Here is an 11,962-nt window from a genome sequence, read left to right on the forward strand (position 1 = left end):
GTCTCCGGAAGAGTCAGCGGGTGCGCTGACAACCGGGGACGCGACTGGGGCGATGCGTCGGTGATCAGCGCGCGGACAGCGGCGCGAGACCGGCGATGCCTGTCACTGTCCAGACCTCCTGTGCGGGGACGCCCGCCACCCTAGCGGTGGGAAGGCGTGGCGTGCAACCGATCAAGCCGGCGCGAAAACCCTGACGAACTTGTGCAGCGACTCGTTGATGTCGCTCTTCAGCGCCGCGGCCACCAGCATGCCGATCGGACCGAACAGCGCCGGCCCGCCCAGGTGGACGTCGAAGCTCACCTTGGCGCCGTCGCCGGCCGGGGCGACCTTGGCCAGCAGCTTGATCTTGACGCCGCCCTTGCCGTCGCCGTTGAGGGTCATCCCCGTCGGGGGCTTGTAGTTCACGATCGTCCACTTGATCCGGTTGGGCATGCCTTTGACCTCGACGATCGACTCGAGCGTCGTGCCCTTTTCCAAGGTCTCGGGCAGCGCACTGCGCCACACCCGGTGGATGGTCAGCCACTCTTTGTAGCGCGACAGATCCGAGGCGTGCGCCCAGGCCTCCTCGGGAGGCAGTGGGACGTCAATGGATCCGGAGAGCTTGGCCATGTGATTCTCTTCTCCTCATATCCCCTTATCGGTGGGTCATTGTGGTCGTTGCCGGCTCCCGCCACAACTTGGGCCGCTCACCGAGCATCGCGCCGCGCGCCCACCACATCGCCTCGATGGCGGCGGCACCCACGGCCCCGACCCCCAGTGCCAGCGACGTCAGCGCGACGTTGGAGGGATCCAGCAGGAACTTCTCCCGCGCCAACGGGATCGCGAAGATACCCACATAGGCCAGGCCGCAGCCGATGACCAGCGCCAGCCGCCACCACTGATAGGGCCGCGCCACCACGGCCAGCACCCAGCCCGCGGTGGTCAGCAGCGTGATCAGCGCGGTGGTGGACGCCTGGATCTGCTGCACCGCGGTGGCCTCGCTACCGCGATAGGCCAGCAGGTAGGAGCTGAATGTTGCGATGCCCACCACCAGCCCGGCCGGCAGTGCTCCGCTCATCACCCGCCGAACGAATCCGGGATGTGCGCGTTCGTTGTTCGGCGCGAGCGACAGGATGAACGCCGGGATGCCGATGGTGAACCAGGCGGCCACCGTGACGTGGATCGGCTGGAACGGATACAGCAGCGGCTTGGTGCCGAACAGCGCCGAAGCCAGCCCGACCAGGCCGACGAGCAGGGCGAGCAGCACCGAATACACCGTCTTGGTCAAGAACAGGTTCGCCACCCGTTCGATGTTGCCGATCACCCGGCGACCTTCGCCCACCACATAGGGCAGGGTGGCGAACTTGTTGTCCAGCAACACGATCTGTGCCACCGAGCGCGCCGCCGAGCTGCCCGCGCCCATCGCGACACCGATATCGGCGTCCTTGAGCGCCAGCACGTCGTTGACGCCGTCACCGGTCATGGCCACCGTGTGGTCACGTGCCTGCAGGGCGCGCACCATGGCCCGCTTCTGATCCGGGCGCACCCGGCCGAAGACGGTGTGCTCCTCCAGCGCGCCGGCCAGCCGCTCCGGATCGGTGGGCAGCTTGCGGGCGTCCATCGCAGCCCCGGACAGTCCCAGTTCCTCAGCCACCGCGCCCACCGAGACCGCGTTGTCCCCGGAGATAACCTTCACCGAAACTTCTTGCGCAGCAAAATATTCCAAAGTGGCACGGGCATCGGGCCGTATCTTCTGCTCCAGCACCACCAACGCCACCGGGGTGACCTGCCCGGGCGCGTCCGGGTGGTCGACGGGCCGGTCGCTGGCCCCCAGCAACAGCACCCGCAGCCCGCGCGCCCCGATCTGCTCGGCCTGTTCGGCGGCCTCCGAGGACGGGTCGAGCAGCACGTCGGGAGCTCCGATCACCCAGTCGCCGTGCTCGGAGAACGACACGCCGCTCCACTTGGTGGCCGACTTGAACGGTGCGCACCCGCTCGGCTCCCAGCCCGGCGGTGTCGGGAACGCCTCGGCGATGGCCTGGATGCTGGCATTGGGGCGGGCGTCCTCGGCGGCCAGCGCGGCCAGCCCCTCGTGCACCGGAAGTTCTTCGGCGCCGGGAAGTTCGGCGACCTCGGCCACCCGCATCCCGTTCTCGGTCAGGGTGCCGGTCTTGTCGGCGCAGACGACGTCGACGCGGGCCAGCCCCTCGATCGCGGGCAGTTCCTGCACCAGGCACTGCCGCCGCCCGAGGCGCACCACCCCGACCGCGAAGGCCAGCGACGTCATCAGCACCAGACCCTCGGGAACCATCGGCACCAGCGCCCCGACCATCGCCAGCACCGAGGCCCGCCAGCCCACGTCGGTGGTGAACAGCTGCGTGTAGATGATCAGCAGACCGGCCGGGATCAGCAGGTAGGTGATGAATTTCAGGATCTGGTTGATGCCGTTGCGCAGTTCGGATTTCACCAGGGTGAACTTGCTGGCCTCCTCGGCCAGTTTTGCCGCGTAGGCCTCGCGGCCCACCCGGGTGGCCCGATAGGCACCGCTGCCCGAGATCACGAAACTGCCCGACATCACCGCATCGCCGATGGTTTTGCCGACCGGGTCGGCTTCACCGGTCAGCAGGGACTCGTCGACCTCCAGATCGGACACCTCGACGACTTCGCCGTCCACGACGATCTGGTCGCCGGGGCCGAGTTCGATGACATCATCGAGCACCACCTCGCGGGCCGGCAGCGACACCGTCCCGGATTGTCTGCGCACCAACGGTTTCGCCTGGCCGACGATGGCCAGCTTGTCCAGTGTCTGCTTGGCCCGGATCTCCTGCACCATGCCGATGACGCTGTTGAAGACGATGAGCAGGCCGAACAGCCCGTTGATCAACGATCCGGTGGTGAGCACGATGACCAGCAGCACGCCCAGGATCGCGTTGATCCGGGTGAACACGTTGGCCCGGACGATCTCGCGCACACTGCGTGCGGCGCGCACCGGGATGTCGTTGGCCTGCCCCTGCCCAACCCGCCGGGCGACTTCGGCGTCGGTGAGACCGGCGGCGCCCTGGGTGACGGTCAAGATCGCCACCACGGCGTGACGTCGCCGGTTTCCTGCGGCGGTTCCAGCTTCGCCTCTCCTCCGTCGAACCTCACTGAACCGCCGGTTTCCTGCGGCGGTTCCAGCTTCGCCTCTCCTCCGTCGAACCTCACTGAACCGCCGGGAGGCGGGACGGCCACCGCGACGCCGGCGGTCTGTGCGGCGGTCAGCAGCCGCTCCACCGGCTCGTTCCACCGGTGCGGCGCCAGGCGGAACGTGCACCAGTGGATGGGCACCAGCGTGCCGCCGTCGAGGTCCTGGTGGGCCCGGACCGCCTCTTCGGGGTTCATGTGGACGTCCGGCCACGCGGTGTTGTAGGCGCCGATCGGCAGCAGGGCCACATCGAACGGTCCGTGCTCGGCGCCGATCTGGTTGAAGCTTTCGGTGTATCCGGAGTCGCCACCGAAGTACACCCGGTGATCGGGTCCGGCGATCACCCACGAAGCCCACAGCGTCAGGTTGCGGGTCAGGAACCGGCCGGCGAAGTGCCGGGCCGGGGTGCAGGTCAACGTCAATTCGCCGAGCGCGGCGTGCTCACCCCAGTCCAGTTCGACGACCCGTTCGGCGGGAATCCCCCACGCCCGCAGGTGCGCCCCCACCCCGAGCGGGACGACGAACGGCGCCCACTGGCTGCGGGCGAGCCCGGTGATGGTGTCGATGTCGAGATGGTCGTAGTGGTCGTGGCTCACCACGATCGCGTCCACCGCGGGCAGCGCCGCCAGCTCCACCGGCGGCGGATGCAACCGCCTTGGACCGACGGCGTCAGACGGCGAGCAGCGGTCGCTCCACACCGGGTCGGTCAGGATGCGATAGCCGTCGACTTCGACCAGCGCCGTGGCGTGACCCAGCCAGGTGATCGACAGCGGTTCGGCGGCGCTGGCGAAATCGGGGACCACCAACGGGATGGGCTCCGAGCGCCGTCGCGCGCCGCGGTCGGCGAACAGCTCCCGCAGCATCAGACGCTGTTGTTCGCGGTCCATGTTGACCGCCGCGACGCGCTCGAGGTTGTGGAAGACCCCGTCGTGGTGGTGCGGCGAGCGGGCGGTCACCGCGGCGATGGCCTGCGGTGCGGCACCCAGCGCGGCGGGCGTGCCGCGCAGCGCGCGAAGCGTCCAGCCACCGGCGGCCAGGGAGGCGGCGCCCCCCAATATCCGGCCCAGCCGAAGTGCTCCGCGCAGCATGCCGCCGAGTCTATGGCGGTGACCCGCTGCACCCGGCTCCGCCGCGTTTGCGATCACCGCTGCACCCAATGGCGGTGACCCGCTGCACCCGGCTCCGCCGCGTTTGCGATCACCGCGCTAAGCGCCCTGGAACTTCGGTGCCCGCTTCTCGATGCGCGCCATCTGGGCCTCGATGACATCCTGGCTGGCCCAGGCCCGGTCGAACAGCTCCTTGTGGATCGGCTCCTGCTCCTGCAGGGCGCCGTCATCGTTGAGCACCCGCTTGGCGTGTTGCAGCGCCAGCGGCGCCAGCTCGGCGATCTCGTGCGCCCAGGCCTGCGCGTCGGCCAGGCCGCCGATCCGGTTGACCATGCCGGTCTGCAGCGCCGTCTCGGCGGTCAGCTTCTCGGCGGTCAGCAGCATCGCGCGGGCCCGCCCGTAGCCGGCCAAGGTGGAGAGCCGGCGGATGCTCCAGTTGTCCAACGCCAGCCCATACTTGGCCACCGGGAACTGGAAATACGCCTCAGGGGTCGCCACCCGCAGGTCGCAGACCATCGCCAATTGCAGGCCGGCGCCGATCGCGGCCCCGTTGATCGCACCGATCACCGGGACCGGGACATCGCCGATGGCCGTGTGCAGTGCGATCAGCTTGTCCGGATAGTCGGCCGCGAACGCGTCGCCGGACAAGTCGGCGCCGGCGCAGAACACGGTGCCCTGCCCGGTCAGCACGATCGCCCGGACGTCGTGGGTGGCGGCGTCGACGATCGCCGCCCGCAGTTCGGTGACGAGCTGGGAGTTCAGTGCGTTTCGCCGCTCCGGGCGCTGCAACTCGATAGTGGTGACGGCTTCGTCGCGGGTAACGTCGATCATGACGCACCAGCCTATTAGCCTCGTGCTGTGAGCAGGACCGGGGCCGACGAACTGCGCGACGCGGTGCTGGACAGCGGATCGTTCATCGGCTGGGATGACGAGCCGATGGCGGTGCCGGTCAGCGAGACCTACGCCGCCGAGCTGGCCGCCGCCCGGGCCGCCACCGGCCGCGACGAAGCGGTCATCACCGGCGAGGGCCGGATCAACGGGCGGCGCGTCGCGGTGATCGCCAGCGACTTCGACTTCCTGGCCGGTTCGATCGGGGTGGCGGCCGCCGAGCGGATCACCTCGGCGATCCAGCGCGCCACCGCCGAGGGACTGCCGTTGCTTGCGTCACCGAGCTCGGGCGGAACCCGGATGCAGGAGGGCACCGTCGCCTTCCTGCAGATGGTCAAGATCGCCGCAGCCGTCGAGCTGCACAAGCGCGCCCACCTGCCCTATCTGGTCTACCTGCGCCATCCCACCACCGGCGGGGTGTTCGCCTCCTGGGGTTCGCTGGGCCACATCACGCTGGCCGAGCCCGGGGCGCTGGTGGGCTTTTTGGGGCCGCGGGTCTACGAGCAGCTCTACGGCGCTCCCTTCCCGCCGGGCATTCAGACCGCCGAGAATCTGCAAGCCCACGGGGTGATCGACGGCGTGCTCCCGGTGAAGTGGCTGCGCCGCACCTGCGCCCGGGCGCTCAAGGTGATTCTCGACGAGCCCGGTCCCGCACCGGGCCGACCGCCCGCCGAGCCGATTCCCGACGTTCCGGCGTGGAACTCGGTGTGCGCGTCGCGGCGCCCCGACCGACCGGGCGTGGGCTTGCTGCTGCGGCACGGCGCCACCGAGCGGGTCTTCTTGTCCGGCACGGGAAGCGCCGAACGGACTGCCAGCATGGTGCTGGCGCTGGCCCGCTTCGGTGGCCAACCGGCCGTCGTGCTGGGGCAGCTGCGCGGCCCGGATCGCCTCACCGACCCGGCTGCGCTGCGAGACGCCCGCCGCGGCATGGCGCTGGCCGCGGGCCTGCGACTGCCGCTGGTCCTGGTCATCGACACCCCGGGTCCCGCCCTGTCGGTGGAGGCCGAACAGGGCGGGCTGGCCGGACAGATCGCGGCCTGCTTGGCCGAGCTCGTCACGCTGGAGGTGCCGACCGTGTCGGTCTTGCTCGGCCAGGGCAGCGGCGGGCCCGCATTGGCGATGGTGCCGGCGGATCGGGTGCTGGCGGCGCTGCACGGCTGGCTTGCGCCATTGCCCCCCGAAGGCGCCAGTGCCATCGTGTTCCGCGACACGCAGCACGCGCCCGAACTGTCGGCAGCGCAGGGCATCCGATCGGCGGATCTGCAGGCGCACGGCATCGTCGACATGATCGTGGCCGAGCACCCCGACGCCGCGGCGGAACCGATCGACTTCACCAAACGGATGTCGGCAGCCATCGCCGTAGAGCTCGACGCATTGCGCTGGGTGCCGTCTGAGCAGCGTATGGCGGCCCGCTTGCAGCGCTATCGCCGGATCGGGCTGCCGGGCTGATCGGCTAACCGGTGATCAGCGCGACCGCCACCGCGGCGAGCACCATTCCGGCCACCTGACGGGGACGCACCCGCTCCCGCAGTACGGTCACCGCCAGGACCACGGTCGCGGCCGGGTACAGCGAGATCAGCACGCTCGCCAGTGACAGCAACGACAGCTGCAGCGCGAACAGCATCGTGACGTTGCCGGCGGTGTCGAGCAGTGCGATCACCAGGGCCAACCGCAGCGGGTTGCCCGTCGGCGCCCGGAGATTTCGGCTCGCCGCCGCGACCACGATCACCAGTGCCGTGGCGGCGCCGCGCGCGAACAACAACGGCCACAGCCCGGCGTCCGGCGGAGTGCGATCCAGGAAGACAAAGTTCAAACCCAGCGCCACGCCCGAGCCGATCGTCAACCAGATCGCTCCGCCGGTCAGCCCCGGCCGGAAGCCACCGTCTCCAGCGTGCCAGCTGATCAACACCACGGCGGCCAAAGCCACCGCGATACCTACGCTGGCGAGCATTCCGGGCCGCTCGCCCAGCACCCGGCCGAAGCAGACGGGCACGCCGGCGTCGACCACCGCCGCCAGCGGCGAAACCACCGAAATCGGGCCGACCGCCATCGCCGCGTAGAACCACCAGATACCAAGGAGCTGGCTGAGTCCACCGAGCACGCCCAGAACCACCGCCGCCGTCGTGACGTGTCCACCGCAGATCAGGGCAAGCACTCCGAGCATCACCATCGACACCGGGGTAGACACCAACACCACCCTCAGCGCGGCGACCCGTCGCGACGCGACACCTCCGACGAAGTCGCTGATCCCGAAACTAGTAGCGGACGCCAACGCCAGCCCTTGGGCGGCCGGCGACCCGATCACGCCCCGGTCCTCAAGGCCTTAGCGTTCGATGTGACCATCACGGCGAGAAGATTAAGTGCGCGTTGAACCTCGCAGCACCGGCGTTTGCGGGATCTTTGCGGTCGAATCGCTGATGTTCGCCTGTCGTTCAATTCGAATTTCGCTGCGCTTAACTGCTCATCGGGCACCCGGCAGGGCCGCTCAAGCCAGCGACCGCTGCCAAGCCTCGTGCAGGGCGGCGTAGTGTCCCTCGGCGCGGATCAACTCGGCCGGCGGCCCGTCTTCGACAACGGCTCCGCCCTCGATGACCAGCACCCGGTCGGCGATCTCGACCGTCGAGAGCCGGTGGGCGATCACCAGGGCGGTCCGGTGCGCCAGCACGCTGCGCAGCGCCCGCTGCACCATCCGCTCGCCCGGGATGTCCAACGCGGATGTCGCCTCGTCGAGGATCAGCACCGCCGGGTCGGCGAGGAACGCGCGGGCGAAGGCGACCAGCTGACGCTGTCCCGCCGAGAGCCTGCCACCGCGCTTGGCCACGTCGGTGTGATAACCGTCGGGCAGGCCGGCGATGAACGTCTCGGCGCCCACGCTCGCCACGGCGGCGGCCACTTCGGCGTCGGTCGCCCCGGGACGGCCGAAGCGGATGTTGTCGGCCAGCGTCCCGGAGAACAGGAAGTTCTCCTGGGTGACCATCACCACGTGCCGGCGCAGCTCTGCCTGGGTGAAGTCACGCAGGTCGATGCCGTCGAACGTCACCGATCCCGACCCCGGGTCGTAGAAGCGGGCAATCAGCTTGGCGATGGTCGTCTTACCGGCGCCGGTGCTGCCGACCAGCGCCACGGTCTGACCGGCCGGGATGCGCAGCGACAGCCCGTTGAGCACCGGCGCATCGGCCCGATACCCGAAACACACGTCGCGCAGCGTGATCTCACCGCGAACCTCACCGGGGGCGGCCGGGGTCGCCGGGTCGGTCACCGCGGGCGTCTCGGCGAGTACTCCCGCCAGCTTCTGCAGCGCCGAGGTCGCTGACTGGAAGGTGTTGAGGAACTGGGTGATCTCCTGCATCGGTTCGAAGAACATCCGCAGGTAGAGCAGGAACGCGGTGAACGTCCCGATCGTCATGTGCCCGTGCAGAACGCGCCAGCCGCCGTAGAGCAACACCACCCCGGTGGTCAGGTTGCCGACCAGTTTGACCCCCGGGCTGAAGACGGCGACCAGTTTGAACGCTTTTTCGTTGACGGCGCGGTAGCGGTCGGCGACGTCGGCGAAGATCTGCTGGTTGCGTGCTTCCCGGCGGTAGGCCTGCACCGCCTTGATCCCGGTCATGGTCTCGACGAACTGCACGATCACCCGCGCGGCGTGTTCCCGGACCGCGGTGTAGGTCTTCGACGACTCGGCCCGGAACCAGCGCAGCAGCGCCACCAGCGGCGGGAAGGCGGCCAGGCACATCAGGCCCAGCCGCCAGTCGAGCACGACCAGCAGCACCGCCGTGCCCGCCAGCGTCAGTGCGGCGCTGACCAGACTGTCGAACCCGCTCGTCAGCATCTCTTGGATCGCGTCGATGTCGTTGGTCAGCCGGCTGACCACCCGGCCCGAGGTGTAGCGGTCGTGGAAGCCGATGTCGAGGCGCTGGAAGTGACGGAACACCCGCTGGCGCAGCTCCAGCAGCACCCGCTGACCGATCCGTCCCGACCACTGCAGGAACAGCAGCCGACTGCCGGCCTGGGTGAGCACGACGGCCCCCAGCGCGACCACGATCACCGTCAACACCCCGGTCGAGCCGTCGGCGGCGATCGGTGGGATTCCGCGGTCGATACCGCGCTGCGCCAGCACCGGAACAGCAAGGCGGGCGGCGTTTTCCACCACGACGATCAACGCCAGCAGCACGACCGCGACGCGGTAGGGGCGCAGCAGCGACCACAGCAGGGCGCGGGCGGCGGCCCGACCGGTATCGGCCGTCACCGCCGGGCCCAGTCGACGAGGTGTTCGGCGCCGTCGTCGATCTCGTCGTCGGCGGCCAGCAGGTAGCGGTAGCGCGGCACCGCGGCCAGCAGTTCGGCGTGGGTACCGACCGCGGTGATCGCCCCCTCCTCCAGCAACGCCACCCGGTCGGCCAGCGCCACGGTGGACGCCCGGTTGGCCACTACGATGCCGGTGATCGGCTCCGGGCCGTCCCGCAATACCCGGCGCAGCGCATCGGTCACGGCGGATTCGGTGTGCACGTCCAGCGCCGACAGAGTGTCGTCGAGCACCACAATCGTCGGTGCGGCAACCAGGGCCCGAGCCAGCGACAGCCGTTGACGCTGCCCGCCCGAAAGGCTCATCCCCTGCTCGCCGATGCGGGTGTCGAGCCCGTCCGGCAGGTCGTAGACGAAATCCGCCGACGCGGTCGCGAGGGCACGGGCCAGCTCCGCGTCGCTGGCATCCGGGCGGCCCAGCCGCAGATTCTCGGCCACCGACATGGAGAACAACGTCGGGTCGTCGAAGGCGGTGATCACCGCCGAGCGCAGCGCCGCCAGCGTCAGCGAGCGGATGTCACGCCCGCCGATGAGGATCTGGCCCTCGGATGCGTCGTAGAGCCGCGACAGCAGCATCACCAGCACCGACTTGCCCGATCCGGTAGCGCCCACCACGGCGACGGTCTCGCCGGGTTCGACGGTGAGGTCGACTCCGCGCAGCACCCACGTGTCGTTGAAGCGGAATCCGACGCCGCGCAGCTCCAGTCGCCCCGACGGCGGCACCGGGTCGTCTCCGTCGGTGATCTCGACGGGCGCATCGAAGATCTCGGTGATCCGGTCGGCGGCCGTCATCGCCTCCTGGGTAGCTGAGAGCAGGAAGCCCAGCGACGACACCGGCCAGACCAGCGACAGCATCAAGGTGATGAACGCGACCAGGGTGCCCATGGTGACCTGGTGGTGCCCGGCCGCGTACGCACCGATGGCCAGCACCACGATCAACGTGAGGTTGGGAATCACCTCCAGCAGCGTCCAGAACCTTGAGGACACCACCACCTTGTCGATGCCCAGGTCGCGCAGGGTCTTGGCCTGCGCGTCGAAGTCGGCGATGACGTAATCCTCACGGCCGAACGCCTTGATGGTGCGCAGGCCCAGCGCGGACTCCTCCACAACGGTGGCCACCTGGCCGGCCTGGTCCTGCGCCCGGCGGGACAGCCGGGTGTACTGCCGCCGGAAGTGCTGCACCACCAGCGTCACCGGCACCATCGACACGGCCGCCACCACGCCCAGCGGCCAGTACAGCAGCAGCAAAATGGTGGTCACCACCACGATCTGCAACGTGTTGAGCAGCAGGAACACCACCACGAACGACAGGAACCGGCGGATGGTCGCCAGATCGTTCATGATCCGCGACAGCAGCTGCCCGGACTGCCAGCGGCCGTGAAACGTCATCGGCAGCACCTGCAGCCGGGCGTACAGCTCTTTGCGGAGGTCGGCTTCCACGCCCATGGTGGCGTGCGCGACCAACCAGCGCCGCACCAGCCACAGCACCGCCTCGCCGACCCCGAGTGCGGCGGCCGCCGTCCCCAGCACCCACAGTCCGCGCTGGTCCCCATGCGCCACCGGCCCGTCGATGACGGCCTTGGTCATCAGCGGGATCGCCACCGTAGCGCCGAGGCTGACGATGGCCACCGTGATCATGCTGATCCACCTCGCCCGGTAGGGCCGCAGGTACGGCAGCAAACTGCGCAGCGCGGAGGCCGGATTCACCCCATCGACCCTAGAACCAAGTCACCGCCCCGCGGCGCATCCCGCGCTTAGCCGCGACATTCAGGCAAAATGGCGGCCATGAACAACCCCGCCAACGCCGCTGCCTCCCCTCGGGTACTGGTAGTCGACGACGACTCCGATGTGCTCGCCTCCCTGGAACGTGGACTGCGCCTGTCCGGTTTCGAGGTGGCCACGGCGGCCGACGGCGCCGAGGCGTTGCGCAGCGCCAAGGAGACCCGCCCGGATGCCATCGTGCTCGACATCAACATGCCGGTGCTCGACGGCGTCAGCGTGGTGACGGCGCTGCGGGCGATGGGCGATGACGTGCCGGTCTGCGTGCTGTCCGCTCGCAGTTCGGTCGACGACCGGGTCGCCGGGCTGGAGGCCGGCGCCGACGACTACCTGGTCAAGCCGTTCGTGCTCGCCGAGCTGGTGGCCCGGGTGCGGGCGATGCTGCGGCGGCGCGGGTCGTCGGCCAGCTCGTCGTCGGAGACCATCACCGTCGGCCCGCTGGAGGTCGACATCCCGGGCCGCCGGGCCCGGGTCAAGGGCGTCGACGTGGACCTGACCAAACGGGAGTTCGATCTGTTGGCGGTGCTCGCCGAACACAAGACTGCGGTGTTGTCGCGCGCCCAACTCCTCGAGCTGGTCTGGGGCTACGACTTCGCCGCGGACACCAACGTCGTCGACGTGTTCATCGGCTACCTGCGACGCAAGCTGGAAGCCGGCGGCGCGCCCCGGCTGCTGCACACCGTACGCGGAGTCGGCTTCGTTCTGCGCACGCAGTGAGGACCAC

At 69.4% G+C, this 11,962-nt stretch carries 9 protein-coding genes; 2 read left to right on the plus strand and 7 right to left on the minus strand.

Annotated features, from left to right (window positions below):
- Positions 1 to 171: 171 nt before the first annotated feature.
- The 4 genes from BST28_RS08545 to BST28_RS08560 form a co-directional block, all read right to left on the minus strand.
- Positions 172 to 609 carry a type II toxin-antitoxin system Rv0910 family toxin gene (locus BST28_RS08545; RefSeq protein ID WP_019734661.1) on the minus strand — a complete coding sequence of 146 codons (438 nt, stop codon included), beginning with the start codon at positions 607 to 609 and terminating at the stop codon, positions 172 to 174.
- A gap of 25 nt (positions 610 to 634) precedes the next feature.
- The gene (locus BST28_RS08550) at positions 635 to 3,064 is read right to left on the minus strand and encodes a cation-translocating P-type ATPase (protein ID WP_207570065.1); all 2,430 of its coding nucleotides are present in this window, start codon (positions 3,062 to 3,064) and stop codon (positions 635 to 637) included.
- A complete protein-coding gene (locus tag BST28_RS08555; protein ID WP_083080666.1) occupies positions 3,049 to 4,251 on the minus strand; it encodes an MBL fold metallo-hydrolase in 1,203 nt (400 codons plus the stop codon). Before BST28_RS08555 ends, BST28_RS08550 begins: the two co-directional genes overlap by 16 nt.
- Positions 4,252 to 4,368: 117 nt before the next feature.
- Positions 4,369 to 5,100 (minus strand): enoyl-CoA hydratase, encoded by a 732-nt coding sequence (locus tag BST28_RS08560; protein ID WP_083080667.1) that lies wholly within the window; start codon positions 5,098 to 5,100, stop codon positions 4,369 to 4,371.
- A gap of 27 nt (positions 5,101 to 5,127) precedes the next feature.
- Between BST28_RS08560 and BST28_RS08565 the strand changes: the two genes are divergently transcribed.
- Complete coding sequence (locus BST28_RS08565) at positions 5,128 to 6,606, plus strand: acetyl-coenzyme A carboxylase carboxyl transferase subunits beta/alpha (protein WP_065286864.1); 1,479 nt, start codon at positions 5,128 to 5,130, stop codon at positions 6,604 to 6,606.
- Positions 6,607 to 6,610: 4 nt separating this feature from the next.
- Here BST28_RS08565 and BST28_RS08570 read toward each other — a convergent pair whose 3' ends face one another.
- The 3 genes from BST28_RS08570 to BST28_RS08580 form a co-directional block, all read right to left on the minus strand.
- A complete protein-coding gene (locus BST28_RS08570; RefSeq protein WP_207570066.1) occupies positions 6,611 to 7,462 on the minus strand; it encodes a DMT family transporter in 852 nt (283 codons plus the stop codon).
- A 180-nt stretch (positions 7,463 to 7,642) separates the two neighbouring features.
- Entirely contained in the window at positions 7,643 to 9,403 is a 1,761-nt protein-coding gene (locus BST28_RS08575) for an ABC transporter ATP-binding protein (RefSeq protein WP_234808232.1), read from the minus strand.
- The gene (locus BST28_RS08580; protein ID WP_234808239.1) at positions 9,400 to 11,097 is read right to left on the minus strand and encodes an ABC transporter ATP-binding protein; all 1,698 of its coding nucleotides are present in this window, start codon (positions 11,095 to 11,097) and stop codon (positions 9,400 to 9,402) included. Before BST28_RS08580 ends, BST28_RS08575 begins: the two co-directional genes overlap by 4 nt.
- Before the next feature lie 147 nt (positions 11,098 to 11,244).
- On the opposite strand from BST28_RS08580, the gene prrA reads away from it, so the two are divergent.
- The gene (gene prrA, locus BST28_RS08585; protein ID WP_019738851.1) at positions 11,245 to 11,955 is read left to right on the plus strand and encodes a two-component system response regulator PrrA; all 711 of its coding nucleotides are present in this window, start codon (positions 11,245 to 11,247) and stop codon (positions 11,953 to 11,955) included.
- The last annotated feature ends 7 nt before the right edge of the window (positions 11,956 to 11,962 follow it).

The organism is Mycolicibacter kumamotonensis (genome assembly GCF_002086285.1).
Taxonomy (GTDB): domain Bacteria; phylum Actinomycetota; class Actinomycetes; order Mycobacteriales; family Mycobacteriaceae; genus Mycobacterium; species Mycobacterium kumamotonense.